18 protein-coding genes and 1 tRNA gene are annotated in these 19,481 nt (G+C 31.8%); 3 read left to right on the forward strand and 16 right to left on the reverse strand.

Annotated elements, in window-relative coordinates; genetic code table 11:
- Positions 1-93: 93 nt before the first annotated feature.
- From SH09_RS07150 to SH09_RS16865, 5 genes are all read right to left on the reverse strand, one after another.
- Positions 94-228: a beta-class phenol-soluble modulin gene (locus SH09_RS07150; RefSeq protein ID WP_042738939.1), complete on the reverse strand. Its 135-nt coding sequence runs from the start codon at positions 226-228 to the stop codon at positions 94-96.
- 40 nt (positions 229-268) lie between these two features.
- On the reverse strand, positions 269-403 hold the full coding sequence (locus SH09_RS15900) for a beta-class phenol-soluble modulin (protein ID WP_042738940.1): 135 nt from the start codon (positions 401-403) through the stop codon (positions 269-271).
- A gap of 42 nt (positions 404-445) precedes the next feature.
- On the reverse strand, positions 446-580 hold the full coding sequence (locus SH09_RS07160) for a beta-class phenol-soluble modulin (RefSeq protein WP_042738941.1): 135 nt from the start codon (positions 578-580) through the stop codon (positions 446-448).
- A gap of 1,262 nt (positions 581-1,842) precedes the next feature.
- Positions 1,843-3,726: a glycosyltransferase family 2 protein gene (locus tag SH09_RS07165; RefSeq protein WP_042738942.1), complete on the reverse strand. Its 1,884-nt coding sequence runs from the start codon at positions 3,724-3,726 to the stop codon at positions 1,843-1,845.
- A 245-nt stretch (positions 3,727-3,971) separates the two neighbouring features.
- Positions 3,972-4,142 (reverse strand): hypothetical protein, encoded by a 171-nt coding sequence (locus tag SH09_RS16865; protein ID WP_167706513.1) that lies wholly within the window; start codon positions 4,140-4,142, stop codon positions 3,972-3,974.
- Positions 4,143-4,334: 192 nt separating this feature from the next.
- Here SH09_RS16865 and SH09_RS07170 point away from each other — a divergent pair, with 192 nt between their 5' ends.
- The gene (locus SH09_RS07170) at positions 4,335-4,814 is read left to right on the forward strand and encodes a hypothetical protein (RefSeq protein WP_042738943.1); all 480 of its coding nucleotides are present in this window, start codon (positions 4,335-4,337) and stop codon (positions 4,812-4,814) included.
- A gap of 433 nt (positions 4,815-5,247) precedes the next feature.
- On the opposite strand, the gene SH09_RS07175 is transcribed toward SH09_RS07170, so the two are convergent.
- On the reverse strand, positions 5,248-5,745 hold the full coding sequence (locus SH09_RS07175; RefSeq protein WP_042738944.1) for a kinase: 498 nt from the start codon (positions 5,743-5,745) through the stop codon (positions 5,248-5,250).
- Between the two features lie 136 nt (positions 5,746-5,881).
- Between SH09_RS07175 and SH09_RS07180 the strand changes: the two genes are divergently transcribed.
- Positions 5,882-6,373: an AAA family ATPase gene (locus tag SH09_RS07180; RefSeq protein WP_082039190.1), complete on the forward strand. Its 492-nt coding sequence runs from the start codon at positions 5,882-5,884 to the stop codon at positions 6,371-6,373.
- 303 nt (positions 6,374-6,676) lie between these two features.
- Positions 6,677-6,750, forward strand: a tRNA-Arg gene (locus SH09_RS07185).
- Positions 6,751-7,279: 529 nt separating this feature from the next.
- Here the strand turns inward: SH09_RS07185 and SH09_RS07190 are convergent.
- From SH09_RS07190 to polX, 10 genes are all read right to left on the reverse strand, one after another.
- Positions 7,280-7,789 carry a YfcE family phosphodiesterase gene (locus SH09_RS07190; RefSeq protein ID WP_042738945.1) on the reverse strand — a complete coding sequence of 170 codons (510 nt, stop codon included), beginning with the start codon at positions 7,787-7,789 and terminating at the stop codon, positions 7,280-7,282.
- Positions 7,790-7,791: 2 nt separating this feature from the next.
- Complete coding sequence (locus tag SH09_RS07195; RefSeq protein ID WP_042738946.1) at positions 7,792-8,370, reverse strand: XTP/dITP diphosphatase; 579 nt, start codon at positions 8,368-8,370, stop codon at positions 7,792-7,794.
- Positions 8,370-9,182 carry a glutamate racemase gene (racE, locus tag SH09_RS07200; RefSeq protein ID WP_042738947.1) on the reverse strand — a complete coding sequence of 271 codons (813 nt, stop codon included), beginning with the start codon at positions 9,180-9,182 and terminating at the stop codon, positions 8,370-8,372. Before racE ends, SH09_RS07195 begins: the two co-directional genes overlap by 1 nt.
- Positions 9,183-9,405: 223 nt before the next feature.
- On the reverse strand, positions 9,406-10,218 hold the full coding sequence (gene sdhB, locus SH09_RS07205) for a succinate dehydrogenase iron-sulfur subunit (RefSeq protein ID WP_042738948.1): 813 nt from the start codon (positions 10,216-10,218) through the stop codon (positions 9,406-9,408).
- 2 nt (positions 10,219-10,220) lie between these two features.
- Positions 10,221-11,984, reverse strand: a complete 1,764-nt coding sequence (gene sdhA, locus SH09_RS07210) for a succinate dehydrogenase flavoprotein subunit (RefSeq protein ID WP_042738949.1) — start codon at positions 11,982-11,984, stop codon at positions 10,221-10,223.
- Positions 11,985-12,024: 40 nt separating this feature from the next.
- Positions 12,025-12,636 carry a succinate dehydrogenase cytochrome b558 subunit gene (locus tag SH09_RS07215; RefSeq protein ID WP_042738950.1) on the reverse strand — a complete coding sequence of 204 codons (612 nt, stop codon included), beginning with the start codon at positions 12,634-12,636 and terminating at the stop codon, positions 12,025-12,027.
- A gap of 338 nt (positions 12,637-12,974) precedes the next feature.
- The gene (uvrC, locus tag SH09_RS07220) at positions 12,975-14,762 is read right to left on the reverse strand and encodes an excinuclease ABC subunit UvrC (protein ID WP_042738951.1); all 1,788 of its coding nucleotides are present in this window, start codon (positions 14,760-14,762) and stop codon (positions 12,975-12,977) included.
- A gap of 155 nt (positions 14,763-14,917) precedes the next feature.
- Positions 14,918-15,232 carry a thioredoxin gene (gene trxA, locus SH09_RS07225; protein WP_042738952.1) on the reverse strand — a complete coding sequence of 105 codons (315 nt, stop codon included), beginning with the start codon at positions 15,230-15,232 and terminating at the stop codon, positions 14,918-14,920.
- An 81-nt stretch (positions 15,233-15,313) separates the two neighbouring features.
- The gene (locus tag SH09_RS07230; RefSeq protein WP_042738953.1) at positions 15,314-17,662 is read right to left on the reverse strand and encodes an endonuclease MutS2; all 2,349 of its coding nucleotides are present in this window, start codon (positions 17,660-17,662) and stop codon (positions 15,314-15,316) included.
- Between the two features lie 9 nt (positions 17,663-17,671).
- A complete protein-coding gene (polX, locus tag SH09_RS07235; RefSeq protein ID WP_042738954.1) occupies positions 17,672-19,384 on the reverse strand; it encodes a DNA polymerase/3'-5' exonuclease PolX in 1,713 nt (570 codons plus the stop codon).
- Between the last annotated feature and the right edge of the window lie 97 nt (positions 19,385-19,481).

The following is a 19,481-nucleotide window of genomic DNA, read 5'->3' on the forward strand; positions in this document are numbered from 1 at the left end:
TAAGATAGTAACATATATCACTTAATTCAGCATATAAAATTAGACATTAAAAAATGGCCAAGGTTATCACCTTGACCATTGTCTATATCAATATTAGAATCCGAATAATTTAGAAAGTACGCCTACACCATTTTCAACGATGCTTACAATACCTGTTCCTAATTTAACGTTGTCCCCATCGATTCCTGCTTGTACTGTTTGTTTGATTGCCTCGAATAATTTTTCCATGTTAGTATCTCCTCTACTATTTTTTTATAATTTTCAACTATTAGAATCCGAATAATTTACCTAATAAACCAACACCGCTTGATACGATATCAACAATGCTTGAACCTAATTCTGCGTCGTTTCCTGATTTAGCTGCTTCAACTGTTTTTGCGATTGCTTCTGCTAATTTTGTCATTTAAAATCTCTCCCTTTATAATTTATATTTAAAATGTTTAAATTAGAATCCAAATAATTTAGAAAGTACACTTGCACCATTTTCAACGATGCTTACAATGCTTGTACCTAATTTAGCGTTGTCCCCATCGATTCCTGCTTGAACTGTATCTTTAATTGCTTTGAATAAATCTTCCATTAAAAACACTCCTCTATATTTTTTGAGATCTTAAAGCTTTTACAAACTTACAAAATATTTAAAACGATGTTGTGCTTTGGTTTAATAAGCTATCGTTTTGTTATCTATAATATAAAATATAATACAATTGAATTGTGCAATTTTTCCTACTCCACCATTTTTACATCAAATCTGTCTATTTTTACATTGTGAATTACAGTTTTGAAATCCTAACTGTATTATGCGCTATTGAATTATATACAATTAGATACAATGATGTATTTTTACAATAATAATATTGATGACTATTTATTATATTCGTTAACTTATTTTGTGTTCGCAGTGTGCTATATCATCGGCTCGCTTTCCTAAGGGACTGCTTCAGCCTGTAGTCTTCAGCTCGTCCTGTTCCTTCAGGAGTCTCGCCTTTATATATGCTTCCATTTTTATTTTGTATTAATGAATTATTTTGCTAATCATCTTAGCTTTTTATTTTTGTTGTTTGTATTGATGTACTCTTAATATTTATAAACAATAACGAGATCTAAGTTCGTTAATTTATTTTGTGTTTGTAGTGTGCTATATCGTCGGCTCGCTTTCCTAGGGGACTGCTTCAGCCTGTAGTCTTCAGCTCGTCCTGTTCCTTCAGGAGTCTCGCCTTTATATATGCTTCCATTTTTATTTTGTATTAATGAGTTATTTTGTTAATCATCTTAGCTTTTTATTTTTATCAAGACATAAAAAATCCCCTTCAAAGTTGACGTTTTTGAGTGTCTACTTTGAAGGGAACGATCTTTAATTGTATAACTTTCGTATATAGCACATGGAATTTATGACCCAGCCTCTAATGTGTTTACTACTAATAATAAAAATGACCTTTTCGATGAAATGACTAACAAAGTAATATCATTTATACCAATTTCTATATATGACGCCATGTTTGACACCATAAATGATCATTGGTTATTCACTTGAGTCATTACTCCATTGACCTATAATACTAAATGCCGATTATTTCTATTCATAACTAATTCACTCACAACGTTCTATTTACAACGCACAAGTAATGTACGTTGCTTTTTCCGAAGCAACGTACACTGAGCAAATTAATCAATTATTCTAATTCTCTTACAGTTATTTATTAAATACCACTCACGAAAAAATTAAAACATATTTTTATTTAAAATTTTATCAATTAACCAAATAATATTTTTACTCAAAAATATCTAAATAGGATAAAGGAATAGATATGACAAAATCTAATAATATTATATTTGAAAAGTTTAGTTTATTGCTTGAACGAACGATTTATTCGCAGTAATAAAAGTATCCGAATCTGTTTTTAATCTAGGCGTTCCTTTAGGTGATAGGATGACCTTTTCAATCGCTACCACACTGTCAGCCTCTAATATATTTATTGTGTTTTTAAAGTTCCTTGAATCATATTCTTTACATTGCTGTAAAATTTTCACTTTTTGTGGTGCTTTATAATAATATTGGTCGTTATTATCTTTAGTGACAGCAGCAACAAACGCCCTATTTGCTGTAATCACTTTATTGTCGTCAATTAATAATCTAGGTGTTCCTTTTTTGGTATGCTCTATGCCATTCACTTCTAATATTTCCCCAACTTCCACACTACGATCGACTTGTGCTTTAAATTCAACATCATGATAAATTTTAAATTTATTAAGCACAGATACAGTTTGTGGATTAAAATGAAAGTATCTTTTCACTTCATTAGATTTTTTATTATTTTTTTCCTTTTGCATAAACTCAGCCTTAAAATTTTGTCTCTTCAAATTAATATTAGAACTCATATTAGGCAAATTCATATTCACTGTATACGGTTTATATTCGTTGTAAATTAATACAATATTAAAATTATATGCAATATCCTCTAATACAGAAGATTTGATATAAATTTTGTTATCTCGTTCAACATATTTCACTTCTTGTGCATGAGGTTCATTATGAATCTCCGTGAACAGCACCTTATCAATGGTAATATCAGGATGTTTATAGACTCTAATTTGTTCATAATGTACATCTTCATATTCGTGCGTACCTTCATATACCGCAAACATTTCTTCCGTGACCGGTATTAAATCCTGTAACTGTTCTGGCATTACGAAATGAACTTGATTATTTTTTATATAGCGATCTGCTTTACCACCTTTAATTAACAGTGCTATATAGTCATATAAATCATCATATCGATGTTCATTCAGTAATTTGAAATTATTTTTATATTTGTCTTCAATTAAATAATCTTCAATATTTTTACCATTCATACGCAACATTTCTGTTAAACGTTTAAAGTAATCGTAGAATTCTGCTTTTTGATGGCTCTTTAAAAATCGTTTTTTATTAAATAACCTGCTTATAAAATCAACTTCAACTATTCTACTAATTGCTTGAAATTCTGCTTTTTCCGGTAAATTTAATTGCAACACTTCTTCTAAAACGGTTAAGTTATCTGCAGTTTTTTCTAATATATTCGTTTCAGTAACAAGTGATTGATTTTCATTGTATCTATTCACATGATAAACCGCTGCTGAGTTCATAGAAGCAGTTTTACATCTGGAAATTGCTTCAATAAAGAATAATTTATCTTCGCCAAACTTTAAATGTTTAAACTTTAGTTTGTTAGATTTTATAACTTCTGCTTTCACAATTTTTCCCGGTGGTCCAACAGCTCTAAATATTTTATCTATTTCATACGGAATGAGACCATTTTCCACTTTAAATGATGTGAACCTTCCCAATTTACTAATTCCTCTATCGTCGTGTTTAATACTTTGTCCAAAGGCAATATCCGAATTATGTTTGTTAGCTTGCAATAGTAACTCTGGAAATCCCTCACTATCCAACCAATCATCTGCATCTAAAAAGGTAATATACTTACCTGTTGCATAATTCATGCCAACATTCCTTGGCTCTGCTGGACTCCCTGTGTTCTTATCTAACTGTATTACTTTTAAAAAATTATATTTTTGTTGATAAGATTCAATAATACTCAACGACGAATCCGTTGAGCAATCATCTACAAAAATCGCTTCAACATAATGATGATCAATATTCAATCGGTTTATTGATTCTATACAATCATGTAAAAACAATTCTTTATTATAAACAGGAACGATAATAGTTACTAATTTATCCATATTAAAACCCCTTTTGGCTGTTCAACATTGAATTACACTAAATTATTTGTATTATCATATTTATACCCAAGGCCACAGGGGTAATATGCAACTATTTTTAACATTTATCTATCATCCACTAAATTATTTAACAACGCAGTAACTTAATTATATTAATGTCGCTTACGTATTCAATTTAGCTTAAACAAAAAACCCTTGCTTTTGAATGTATCCCATCACTCAATAAACAAGGGTTTATTACTGTATTACTTATTATTATTTTTATCTTTATTCAAAAACTTCATTAATTTATCTACATACTTGGAATAATCTTTACCTTTTTTCTTTTTCACTTGATCATTCACTTTATTTAATCCTTTTTCTAATTGTCCGTTTTCCACATATTTATTTAGTTGTTGCTTTAATTTTTCTTTCAACAAAATCCCCCTCTATTTATGTATTGATTATCAAACTGTTTATTTGATAATCAATCTATTTATACCTATAACATAATATATTAAACCCTAAATTACTAATTAATCGAACATCATTACATTAATTGTAATATCTGTAATAATTATTTATACTTCATACCACTACTTAAAAATTGATTAAGGGGTTAAATAACTATGGCAAATGTTATTTTTGATGGTACTATCAATGTTAATTCAATAATAAATTGGTTATTAAATCATTATGATGATCATGTATACATATTTTCTAACCAAATTCAAAATTATCAAATGAAAATTCGCCTTAATAAGCGCGTACATTTTAATTATTATGACCATTTTTCTTCATATAACAGTGATATTTTAATTAAAAATATCAAATTCACAATTACTTTAATACCAATTATAAACAACCCTCAACATTTGCGCTTTATTAATAAACATCTCTATCACCAAACGTATGATGCCTATTTAATTACTACCTCATTATGTAATCAAAGTCATAACGAAAGATCAAAAAAACTAAATAATGCGAACATAAGACACTTAAAAATCACAAAACAATCACTCCAAAATAATTTAAAATATATAGATACCACAGTAATCAACACTAGACTGATAGAAATAATTAAAAATAAAGCAAGCACGAATCTTTAGTGAAATTCATTTAAATTATTAAATTATAAAAATATAATACACCTCAAGGCCGATTGACTATATCTAATTACCTAATTAAACTATAATTAATATAATAATTTCTAAAGGTTGTGACCCCATGAAACAAACTATCGAAGGCTTTATTTATTTAATCATTGTATGTCTATTATTCATGGCATATTTATATCCAATTGTGACATCTGTCTTTGGACTTTAATTCAAGGTAAATGTAATACAAATTTTGATTTACATACATATTTCAAATTTTAAAAGTAACAATGAAATGCTCGAGCACGACTCATATTTAAACATTTAGCGCAAAGATTACATACAATCTATGCGCTTTTTTATTACTATTGCATTTTCAAATCCTATTGCACACCTAGGGTAATGCGTTAGTAATTCGAAAAAATTCGTTACATCTATCAATCATCTAATGACGGTATCTTACATCAGTTAAAATATTGTTTATTGTTTCTTCTATAGACAGCGCTTTTGAAATTGATTTTTCCCCTGGAAAACCAAGATAATCATTAGCAACAAACCAAGACTTTAATTCGGCTAAACCAAAGTCGGTCTCTTTCTTTGAATTATGTCTTCTAACCGTTTCTTCAAATGACAAATCATAGTAGTATGCAAATACATTATCCATCCTATTATTTAAGACATTCCTCAACATGTCACCGTATTTATTTTCAGCTAAAATACCTTCTAGAATGACAAATTCACAATGTTCTATCCCAAATATCAGCATTTTTTCTATTAAAGGAATTGCTAGATTGAATGGGCGATCATGTACATTTAACATTTCCCGTCGAACTACATCTTGTGATATTAATAAATTTCCACGACCCAGTATTTCATGCAATTTGCGAGCAACTGTTGTTTTACCACTACCTGAATTTCCTCTAATAATAATTATATTCACCATAATATATCACCTTATACTAAATTATACTTATTTTAATATGCCCTATTGCTCATAAATAAATCTTTAAATTTTAGATTGTCAAAATGAATTATTAGGGCTATTATTTATATACTTTAGATTTTAGGAGTGACAAATATTGAATACTCTCGGAACTTTATATTTTTTCACTGGAAAAATGGGGGCAGGTAAATCAACAAAATCAAAAGAAATAGCACAAAGAAAAAATGCTGTACTGTTATCAGAAGATGAATGGTTAGCAGCATTATACCCACATCAAATAAAAAACTTCGATGATTATCTTAATTATTCTCAAATAATTAAACCTATATTAAAGATGCACATTCAAAGTATTTTACAAGTTGGCAGTAATGTAGTTATGAACTTCCCTGGAAACACAAGAAAACAACGCGCTTGGCTATTAAGCATTGCAAATGAAATACATGCCAATCACCAGCTCATTTATTTAAACCTTGCTGATGAACAGTGTTTAAAACAATTGAAAAAAAGAGCCGATAAAGAACCTGATAGAAACACATTTGATACGAAAGAAACCTTTGATTATGTATCCAGTTTCTTTGAAGCACCCGATAATACAGAAAAATTAAATATTATTGAAATCACTTCATAGCACATCAACTTAACTTAGTTTATAATTTATCTTAGATAATTAAATAAACTACCATTTAGCTCTTTAATTTGAACGTATTGCTAATTATTTTTTGAAAATGTTCTGATAAAGTAGCATTAAATTTGATTAACCACGATAACATCAACCAAGTTTATAGTTCTAATTACATTGAATTCATAGAATTATATCTAAAAGAAGATAAAAAGACCATTATAGTGAAAAATCATATTTATTTTTGATAGGTGGAGTATTGCTTTATCATTACAAGTTCGATATAATAATTATTGTGTTCAAAAGAGATATGTCCTGGTAGCTCAGCTGGATAGAGCAATGGCCTTCTAAGCCATCGGTCGGGGGTTCGAATCCCTCCCAGGACGCTAATAACTGAAATTTAAACACTTTTCAAAACTAAGAATCCCATAATGACGGGATTCTTTTTATTTTGTCCATCAATAATGTACTATATTAAACTAATTTTTAGGGACCCAAAGTAATATTTTTAAAGCCCACCTATTCATTTAGGTGGGCTTTTCTATATTTGTATCGTTTTCAGTTGTATATTATCATTATCCCATTTGCCTTTTCATAGTGCCGACATAACAGCTTGGCTACTCCACTATCATTAAATATCTGTTAGCTAGTTATATTGCGTTCATTGGTATTTAGAAAACGATGTTTCATAGTCTAGGTTGTTTTAATAGTGCTTATGTAATCAATAACAATGGAAATCTTGTTTCTTTAAGACTATTTTCATCAAATAACACAGGCTATGGTTCCTTTTCATTGGAAGTTTTTCCATATTTAAAGTGTTCTTAGATAACTAAATTAATTAATCACTTATACAATAATACAAAAAGTACATAAACCCATTTATATTCATTTTACTGAATACAAATGGGTTTATGTTTAAATTTCAAATTTATCTTGGTCTATAATTTCATGTTGTCGATTTCTTAATTTAAGTTCTGCTTGTCCAATTGTTTCATCAATTATTAATTCGACATAGCTTTCTTCTATGCTACTTCTAGATTGTGAAATACTTCCAGGATTAACCACATGAACACCACCAATAGTTTCATGTTTTGCCACGTGTGTATGTCCGTAAAACGCAAACTGACATTCATGTGCTTTGGCTTGTTCAGCTAACTGCATACGACTACGATTCACACTATACAGATGACCATGCGTACAAAAAGCCCTTACACCATTGGCTTGCACTACTTCTTCATTTGGAAATTCTGGATAAAAATCAGTATTGCCTTTTACTCTATAAAATTGACTTAGCTCTGTATCATCATATGAAAATTCAGAATCACCTAAATGAATTGCAACATCAACATCTTTATGATATTGTAATACATCATATAAAATACCTTGCTCTGTATGATTGTCACTAATTAATATCCATTTTGTCATTGTTATTCACCTTCTAAGTATGCTTTCAACTTATCTATTGCTCTGCCGCGATGACTGATTTCACTTTTTTCTTCTGGCGATAGTTGAGCCATTGTTTTATTTTTATCTTCTATATAAAAAATTGGATCGTAACCAAATCCATTGTCGCCAATTTTACTCAAGGTAATTTCTCCTTGTACTGTTCCTTTAAATTGCTTAGTTTCTTCGCCAGGTGCACTCATACTAATGACACATACAAATTGCGCCTTTCGATTTGTTTCAGCTTCAAGATTCGCTAGTACTTTTTCAATATTAGCATTATCATCTTTATCTAAACCAGCATATCTGGCGGAGTAAACACCTGGTTCACCGTTTAATGCAAACACTTCTAGCCCACTATCATCAGCAATTACTCTCTTATTCAATGCTTTAGCAGCAGCTTCTGACTTTAAACGAGCGTTAGCTTCAAAGGTATCACCTGTCTCTTCCACGTCGAACCCTTCAATAATTTCTGAAATACCAATAACATTATAGTCTGGGAAAATAACTTTAAAATCATTTATTTTACCTTTATTATTAGTTGCAATTACAATATCTTCCATTATTTCGACTCCTCACATGTTACTTCTATTCGTTCTACTTTCACCTTCATATTTAACCATTCTTCAATAATACGCTCAATGTGTTCTGTATCACCTGTTGCAAAAAACTTATGCTTCGGTTTTCTTTTATAACCTGCGTGTTCATTGCTAAATGTTAATAATGCACTCACTTCTCGTGCAGTTTCTAAACCAGATGAAATGACAACCTTTTCACCACCAAAATATTCATTGATTGGCTGATATAATAATGGATAATGCGTACATCCAAGAATAATCGTATCCGCATCACTATTACGCCATTGTTTAAGTGTTTGATGCATAACAATACTTGTAATAGTTGGATCCTTGTAACGCATTTTTTCTACTAAAGGTACAAATCCAGGACATGCAACACCTGAAACTTCAACATTAGGATTAATATTTTTAATATGGTGTCTATATGCTTCCGATTTTATTGTACCTTCTGTACCGAGAATTAAAACATTTTGATTCTTTGTTGTCATAATTGCAGTGCGTGCACCTGGTTCAATAACACCTATAACCGGTATTGGCAATAAACTCTGTAAATGGTTTAATGCTACAGCAGTTGCTGTGTTACACGCAATTACTAACATTTTGATATCAAATGTCATAAGTTTTTCAGCTAATTCTGTCGTGAATTTTCTAACTTCTGAACCTTCTCTTGGTCCATAAGGGCAACGTTGAATATCCCCTAGATAATAAATGGTTTCATTTGGGAGTTGGCGCATAATTTCTTTCGCAACTGTTAAACCGCCGACTCCTGAATCAATAACGCCTATTGGTTTATCCATATTTGACTTCATCCTCAATTTATTTACTTAATCTTTATTTTAGCACAGTCATAAATTCAAAATCATTTATCATGATTTAAAGTAGGTATATTTTTTAAATTATATATAATATTTCCACCAATTTTTATCTATTTTAAAATATGCTTCTTAAATGAAGTATAAAAAAAGAGACTTAACATCTGTTCAGCACAAATGTTAAGCCTTGTTTACCATAGTTTAAATATTAGTTCACTTGATGATCTGAACCAAAGAATGACTTAAACATATGGAATGAAGTTTCTCTATTTAAAGCTGCAATTGATGTAGTCAACGGAATTCCTTTAGGGCAAGCGTTAACACAGTTTTGAGAATTACCACATTCTTGTAATCCTCCACCACCCATCAATGCATCTAATCTTTCATCCTTAGTCATAGAACCTGTTGGATGTAAATTGAATAATCTAACTTGGGAAATTGCTTGCGCACCAACGAAATCATTTTTACTAGTAACGTTAGGACAAACTTCTAAACATACACCACATGTCATACATTTTGATAATTCATATGCAGTTTGACGTTTTTTCTCAGGCATACGTGGACCTGGTCCAAGATCGTAAGTACCATCAATTGGTACCCATGCTTTCATTCGTTTTAAGTTGTCAAACATTCTTGTACGATCTACTTGTAAATCACGAATAACTGGGAAAGTGCTCATAGGTTCTAATTTAATTGGTTGTTCTAATTGGTCTACGATAGCTGAACAAGACTGTCTAGCTGTACCATTGATTACCATAGAACATGCACCACAAACTTCTTCTAAACAGTTCATGTCCCAAACAACTGGTGTTGTTTTTTCACCTTTACTATTTACTGGATTACGTCTGATTTCCATCAAACATGCAATCACGTTTAAATTTTCTCTATATGGAATTTCAAATTCTTCTTCATATGGTTTAGAATCCGAGTTATCCTGACGTTTAATTATTAATTTAATCGTTTTTTGTTTGCTTTCATTATCTTTTACTGGAGCTTCATTTGCTTCTTTAATCTCTGCCATGATTATTTACCCCCTGTAGACTTAGTAGAATAATCTCGTTTACGTGGTGGAATTAAACTGATATCAACTGGTTCATAAGTGAACTTAGGTGCTTCTGATTTACCTTGATATGTCGCAAGTGTTGTTTTCAACCATTCTTCATCATTTCTATCTGGGAATTCTGGTTTGTAATGCGCACCACGAGATTCATTACGGTTATATGCACCAATCGTAATTACACGTGCTAGAACTAACATGTTCCATAATTGACGAGTAAAGAATACTGCTTGGTTACTCCAAGTTTGTGTATCTTCAATATCAATATTTTGATAGCGTTCCATCAATTCTACAATTTTCTTATCTGTTTCAAGTAATTTTTTATTATCACGTACAACTGTTACGTTAGCTGTCATGATTTCCCCTAATTCTCTATGAATCTTATAGGCATTTTCAGTACCTTTCATAGTTAATAGTTGATCAAATTTTTCTTGTTCTACTTGAACTGCTTTTTCGTACATAGCATCATCTAAGTCAGTGTATGACTTTTCAATATTTGCAATGTAATCTAAAGCGTTAGGTCCTGCAACTGTACCACCATAAATAGCAGAAAGTAATGAATTGGCACCTAATCGGTTACCACCGTGTTGTGAATAATCACATTCACCAGCTGCAAATAAACCTTTAATGTTAGTCATTTGATCATAATCTACGTATAGTCCACCCATTGAGTAGTGTACTGCTGGGAAAATCTTCATTGGTACTTTACGTGGATCGTCTCCAGTGAATTTTTCATAAATCTCAATAATACCACCGAGTTTAACATCTAATTCATGTGGATCCTTATGTGATAAGTCAAGGTAAACCATGTTTTCACCATTGATACCTAATTTTTGATTCACACATACATCAAAAATTTCACGTGTAGCGATATCACGAGGAACAAGGTTACCATAATCAGGGTATTTCTCCTCTAAGAAATACCAAGGTTTACCGTCTTTGTATGTCCAAATACGTCCACCTTCACCACGAGCTGACTCACTCATTAATCGTAATTTGTCATCTCCAGGAATCGCTGTTGGATGAATTTGAATAAATTCACCATTCGCGTACATTGCTCCTTGTTGATATACAATTGATGCTGCAGAACCAGTATTAATCATTGAGTTTGTTGTTTTACCAAAGATAATACCTGGACCACCTGTTGCCATTATTACAGCATCCGAACCGAATGATTCGATTTCAGATGTAGTCATATTTTGAGCAACAATTCCTCTAGCCATATTATCGTCATCTTTGACTATTCCGAGGAATTCCCAACCTTCATATTTATTAACTAATCCATCTACTTCAAAGCTTCGAACTTGTTCATCCAAAGCATAAAGTAATTGTTGTCCTGTTGTCGCACCAGCATATGCAGTACGGTGATGTAATGTACCACCAAAACGTCTGAAGTCTAATAAACCTTCATTTGTTCTGTTAAACATTACGCCCATACGGTCTAATAAATGAATGATTTGTGGTGCTGCTTCTGTCATGGCTTTAACTGGTGGCTGGTTCGCCAAGAAGTCTCCACCATAAACTGTATCATCAAAGTGAACAGCCGGTGAGTCACCTTCACCTTTAGTATTAACTGCGCCGTTAATACCACCTTGTGCACACACAGAGTGTGAACGTTTAACTGGAACTAATGAGAACAAGTCCACATGTGCACCTTTTTCTGCTGCTTTAATTGTTGACATGAGACCGGCCAGTCCACCACCGACAACAATAACTTTCTTCTCTGCCATAAATTGTCACTCCCCTAAATATATAACTAAGACTTTTAAATTATAAAAATGCGAGAATAGCGCTTAAACCAATATAAGACACTACGATAAACACGATGAGTGATACCCATGTGAAAATTTGTTGTGATCTTTTAGATTGTAGTACACCCCATGTTACTAAGAATGACCATAGACCATTTGCGAAATGGAATGTTACTGATAACATACAAATGATGTAGAAAATTAACCAAAATGGATTAGACACGATATCATGTACCATATCAAAGTTAACTTCATGACCTAATGCACGTTGGATACGTGTTTGCCATAAGTGAATCGCAACAAATATGAATGTTAATATTCCAGTCAAACGTTGTAACAAGAACATCCAGTTTCTAAATCTTGAGTAATGTCCTACATTTTCCTTCGCTGTAAAAGCAATATGTACACCATAAACCGCGTGATAGAAAATCGGAATATAAATGACTACAAATTCCAATACAATTAAAAAAGGTAATGATTCCATAAAGCCTGCCGCTTTGTTAAATGCCTCCACGCCTTTAGTAGCTTGATGGTTTACTAACAAATGGACAAGTAAGAATCCACCTATTGGAATTACGCCTAACAGTGAGTGTAAGCGTCTTAAATAGAATTGATTTTTCGAATATGCCAAAAGGAAGCCCCCCTGTGAAACAAATAAATTTATTTGGTATTCTTTCATACAGTGTATAGTAAAGCGTTTACTTAATTAGTAAAGTTGATGCTAGACAACGAATAAATTTAACGGTGACATGTAAATTAAACTTATTCGTTGTACATCTAATTTAGCGTTGAAGCATATTCCTGATTTAAAATTACATAATTGCTAAAATATGATGCATAATTGATAATATTTCTCAATTATAAAACGCTTACATATACTGTTAAAAAAAAGAATCCCTGTTATTAGATATTGTAACACTAAAATATAAGATTTTGGGCATGAGAATGATTCTCATGCCATAAATTTTGTCACTTCTTGTCATCTAAAGCTTGATGAAGGTTTTGTGCAACATTAACTGGTAAACCTGCTGCCTGTAATTCTTCAACTGATGCTTCTTTCATTTTCTTGATTGAGCCGAATGTACGTAATAATTTTGTCTTGCGCTTTGAACCTATACCTTCAACTGTATCAAGTACAGATTGAAGACCTGTCTTTTGTCTTGTTTGCCTATGGAAAGTAATCGCAAAACGGTGTACTTCATCTTGAATACGATGTAACAGATAAAATGCCTGGCTATTTTTCTTCAGTGGTATGATGTTGGCTTGTTCACCGTATAATAATTCAGATGTTTGGTGTTTATCATTCTTTTGCAATCCTGCAACAGGAATATCTAGACCAAGTTCATTTTCAAGGACATCAATTACACCATTCATATGTCCTTTACCCCCATCAACAATAATTAAATCAGGTAAAGGTGTACCTTCATTCAACACGCGAGTATATCTACGGCGCACAACCTCTCTCATTGACTTGTAATCATCAGGTCCCTCAACCGTTTTGATTTTATATTTTCGGTAACCTTTTTTATTAGGTTTACCATCTATAAATGACACCATTGCTGATACTGGATCTACACCTTGAATATTGGAATTATCAAATGCTTCGATTCGAATTGGAGTCTGTATCCCCATTCTATCTCCCAATTCTTCTATAGCCTTAATTGTGCGTGACTCATCTTTTGATATTAATTCAAATTTATTTTCTAATGTAACTTCTGCATTATGCTTTGCTAGATCAACCATTTCTTTTTTCTTACCTTTTAATGGTTGTATTATTTTAGTATCAACAACAGACTGAATAATATCCTTATCTAAATGATTAGGTATATGAACTTCTTTTGGCAATATATGTTGATTTAAATCATAAAATTGACCAATAAAGGTATAAAACTCCTCTTCTGGTGTCTGTTGTACTGGAATCATAGTTGCATCACGTTTAATCATATTCCCTTGTCTAATGAAAAACACTTGGATACACATCCAGCCCTTAGATACGCTATAACCAAATACATCTCTTATAGTATTATCGGATGAAGTTATTTTTTGCTTTTTAGTTAAATTATGAATATGTTGAATTAAGTCTCTATATTCCTTAGCTTGTTCAAAATCTAACTTTTCACTAGCGTCTAGCATCTTTTGCTCTAAATTATTTAAAATGGTCTTATCTTCTCCATTTAAGAAATCCGATATCTCTTTAGTCATTTCAGCATACTTTTCTAAATCAACAGGATAGACACAAGGCCCCATACATTGACCAATATGGTAATATAAACACAATTTATCTGGCATTTTGTCACATTTTCTAAAAGGATAAATACGATCTAATAGCTTTTTAGTTTCTTGCGCTGAATATGCATTAGGATAAGGTCCGAAATATTTACCACTATTTTTCTTTACTGTTCTCGTAACGATTAAGCGAGGATGCTTTTCTTTTGTAATTTTTATAAATGGATAACTTTTATCGTCTTTAAGCAATATATTGTAACGTGGTTGATATTGCTTTATCAGATTTAACTCTAGCAATAAAGATTCTGTCTCACTAGAAGTTACGATAAACTCAAAATTACGAATCTCACCTACAAGTCTAGTAGTTTTAGCATCATGTGCTCCTGTGAAATAAGATCTTAAACGGTTACGAAGCTTCTTAGCCTTACCAACATAGATCACTTGATCATTACGATCTTTCATTAAATAACAACCTGGTTCCATAGGAACAACTGACAATTTTTGTTTAATTTCAGCCTGATAGGTTTCCATTATGTGTCCTCCTTTCTATTATAATATTTTAATGACTGCTGAAACTTGCTCTATATTATAAAATAACAAATAACTGTCTAGCAATATATTAAATTGCTTACAAATTGAAAACTGGGACATTAAATAAATAATGTCCCAGTTCTTCTTGGTTTGACTTATAAGTGTTTATCTAAAACTTCTGCTAAGTTTTCTTTAGGTTGGAAACCAACTACTTTATCTACTGGTTCACCATCTTTAAATACGATTAAAGTTGGGATACTCATAACTTCAAATTTAGCAGCTGTTGATGGGTTTTCATCAACATCTAATTTTAAGATATTAGCTTTACCTTCATAGTCTCCTGCTAATTCTTCTAATACTGGTGCTATCATTTTACAAGGTCCACACCAAGTTGCCCAAAAATCTACTAAATTAACTCCTGATTGAATGTTTTCATCAAAGTTTGAATCTGTTACTTTTACGATTGCCATAAATGCCAATCCTCCTTAAATTTCAAATGATGAGCAAATTATAACAGACTTTATATTATTCTGCATAGCTCTTGCTCACGTTTATTTTAATTCTGCTACGGTTACACCAAAGCCACCTTCACTCGGCATACCATTTCTATATGATGCCACACTTTTATGCTGTTTTAAATGGTTTTGAACACCTTTTTGTAAGGCACCTGTACCTTTTCCGTGTATAATGTAAACTTGTTCGTAATTGCTCAACACAGCTTGATCAAGATATTGATCAACAGCTACCATCGCCTCATCATAACGATAGCCTCTCAAATCAAGTTCCATTTTCACATCTTGACGATTTTGTCGTCGAACCATTTTTGTAGGTTGCTCTTTTGTTTTTTTCGTTTTTTCTAAATCTTCAATTGGTAATTTCATTTTAATAATGCCCATTTGAACTACAGCTTCATTTTCGTCAATCAACTCTAATACTTCACCTTTTTGTCCATATGTTAATACTTTCACTTCATCGCCGGCTTTAATTTCATCCCACTTTTGTTTTTGAACATTTTGTTTTAGTGAAGTTGATTCATATTGATCGTCTAGTTGTTTCTTTTTATCTATAAGTTCATGCTCTTTTACATCGGCACCCTTTTTATCTCTTAATTCTCGCAATTCTTTAAGTATTTCATCCGCTTCTTTAGTTGCTGATTTCACACGTTGATTTGCTTTTTCTTTAGCTTGTTCTAACATTTGCTTTTCTTGATTTTGATAATTCTCATATTGCTTTGTTAATGATTGATGTGTTTCTTGTGCTTCTCTTAACAGTTGCTCTAATTCAATACGTTGTTCATCAACACGTTTAGAGTTATATTCGAGTGAAGCAATCATTTCATTTATTTCTTGTTCGTCTTGTCCAATCATTGATTTAGCTTTTTGTATAATTTCAATATTTAAACCTAATTTTTTAGAAATATCAAAGGCATTTGAACGACCAGGTACACCCATAAGTAATTTATATGTTGGGCTTAACGTATTTACATCAAATTCAACACTGGCGTTCATTACACCTTGTCGATTATAACTATAAGCCTTTAATTCTGGGTAATGTGTCGTAGCCATAACTAGTGAACCAATTTCATGAACATGGTCTAATATACTCATAGCTAAAGCTGCACCTTCACTTGGGTCAGTGCCTGCACCTAACTCATCAAATAATATCAAACTATTTTTCGTGGCACTTTTTAATATTTCTACAATATTTTTCATATGAGATGAGAACGTGGATAATGACTGCTCTATAGATTGTTCATCACCGATATCACAGTAAACATTTTCAAAGACACTTAATTTACTACCATCCAATGTAGGAATTAACAGACCAGATTGAGCCATCATTATAATAAGCCCCAATGTTTTTAATGTAACCGTCTTACCCCCTGTATTAGGACCTGTAATAATAACAGTTTCTATATCGCTAGCAAATTCAATCGTATTGGCAACCACTGTATCTTTGTCTAGTAATGGATGGAATGCTTTAGGTAAATATACAGTACGCTCTGCTGTAAATTCTGGTTTCGTACCCTTGATTGTTGTTGCATAGCGTGCTTTTGCCGTTAAAAAGTCAATTTGACCTATGATGGACTCTGAAACTAAACAAGCATCAGATTCTTCTGCTACTAAACGTGTTAATTCCGTTAATATTCTTTCACATTCAACTTTTTCATCATTACGCAAACGACTAATTTGGTTATTCATTTCCACTATTGATGATGGTTCTATATATAATGTCTGACCTGAAGCTGATTGATCATGCACAATTCCACTAAAATCTTGGCGATATTCAGCTTTAACCGGGATAACATTGCGTTCATTTCTGACAGTAACAATTGCATCCGACAATTTTTTTTGGTTGGACTGACTTTTAACTACTTTGTCTAAATTTTGTTTGATACGTTGTGTCGTACTAGAAATTTTGCTACGAATGCCTTGTAGCTCATAACTAGCATTATCGAACAAGTCATACGCATCACATTTTTGATGAATTTCTTGAAATAAATCATTTAGTACAGGTAATTGTTCCATTCTATCGTTCAGAATTGGATATTTGATTTCTTCATCTTCTTCTAGAATCCCATTATAGAATGTTTTATATTGATTTTGAATTTGAATCAAACGTTTAATCGCATTTAATTCTCTAACATTCAAGACACCACCAATATTGGCTCTATGAAGTAATTGAGTCACTTGTGATAAACCACTTAAACTAGGCATACGATGTTTATTGTATATTTGTGCGATTTCATCTGTTTCATTCATTTGAAATTCAACAGTTTTAAAATCCGTTGCTGGACTCATTTCTGCTACTTTAGCTTTACCTATATCACTCATTGTTTCTTTTTCGACGAGTGCTTTAATTTTATCGAATTCTAAGACATTTAATGACTTCTGTCTCATACAATCCCTCTATTTCTTCATTTTAATATTGTTTTCAATCATTGATTTAAACGCATCTCTAGACATAGTATTTATTACTCTATCTTTAGCTACAAACCCTTTTTGTGCAGTTGCAACGCCATATTGCATAAACTCCAAATGATCAATATGATGTGCATCTGTATTTATAGTCAATTTAACATTAGGATGTTTTTTCAATGTTTCAGCATTTAAATCCAAACGCTTAGGATTGGCGTTAATTTCTAATATAGTATTTGTTTTTTCCGCTAATTCACATAGTTGTCCAATATCAGGTTCGTATCCAGGTCTTCTACCAATAATACGACCAGTTGGATGTGCAATATGTCTTACATAAGGGTTATTACACGCGTTTTCTAAACGACGCATAATCTCTTCTTGTGGTTGATTAAAACTTTGATGAATTGCCGCAATAACATAATCTAATTGCGCTAGAATTTCATCTTCATAATCAAGACTCCCGTCTGGTAGGATGTCCATTTCAATGCCTGAATATATATCTATTTCTTTATATTTTTCATTCAACTTTTTAATTTCTTCATTTTGACGTAACAAACGTTCAACAGATAAACCATTTGCTACTTTTAAACTTTGGGAGTGATCTGTAATCACCATGAATTCATAGCCTTTAGCAATATTAGCTTTCACCATATCTTCAATACTAAATGCGCCATCACTATAGGTAGTATGCATATGCAAATCACCTTTAATATCACCGAGCTGTATAATATCTGTTAAGTCTTTGTCAAATTCACTACCATCTTCACGAATTGCAGGTGAAATCCAATCTACATTGAAATGTTGATAAATTTCCGCTTCACTTTGATATTGTAATAAATCACCGTTTTCAGTCTCAATACCATATTCGCTAACTTTTTCGCCTTTTTCTTTAGCTAATTGTCTAATGCGAATATTATGATCTTTAGAACCAGTGAAATGTTGTAACGTGTGATAAAAGGCTGCAGGCTCAATTAACCTGAAATCCACACCTATAGTTTCATCATCATATTCAAGCTCTAATGATACTTTTGTAGCACCCACTGCAACTTCCTTTACTTTATTGGGAATTTGTAACAACGCTTCTTGCACCTTTAAAGGTGACTGTGTACTGATAATAAAATCTAAATCTTTACTCATTTCTTTAAAACGTCTAAAGCTACCTGCCACCTCAAATTTTTCAATTTCAGTAATTGTAGCTAAATATGCTTTAATTTCTGTGTTAAGCCCTCTCATTTGATCAATTGGATACTTTTCTTTTTTAGCACCTAGCGCTTTAACTGCTTCTAAAATATTTTGCTCAGTTTTTTTAGCGAAACCACTTAATGCACTGACTTCGCCATTTTCACATGCACGTTGTAATGACTCCTTATTATCAATATTCAACTCTTTATATAATTTGGCAATTTTTTTACTGCCTAAACCTTGAATTTTCATTAATGGGATAAGCCCTTCCGGCACTTCTTTCTTTAATGCATCTAAAGTAGAAGTTGTACCGTGTTGTCTATATTCATTAATGACTTCACCAACGCCTTTACCAATCCCTTTTAATTCAGTTACATCTTCAATCTCCTCTAATGGACGTTCATCTATTTCTAAACTTTGTGCCGCTTTTCTATAAGCAGAAACTTTAAATGTATTTTCTCCTTTTAATTCCATATAAACTGCTATTTTCTCTAATAATTGAATAATATCTTTTTTCGTCATTACCTTCACCCCATAAAAAAAGGTCAAGACAAGTTACCGTTGCTCTATCAACAGTAAATCGGTTGTGCCCTGACCTCCTATATTTTATTAATATATT

Source organism: Staphylococcus gallinarum (assembly GCF_000875895.1).
GTDB classification, from domain to species: domain Bacteria; phylum Bacillota; class Bacilli; order Staphylococcales; family Staphylococcaceae; genus Staphylococcus; species Staphylococcus gallinarum.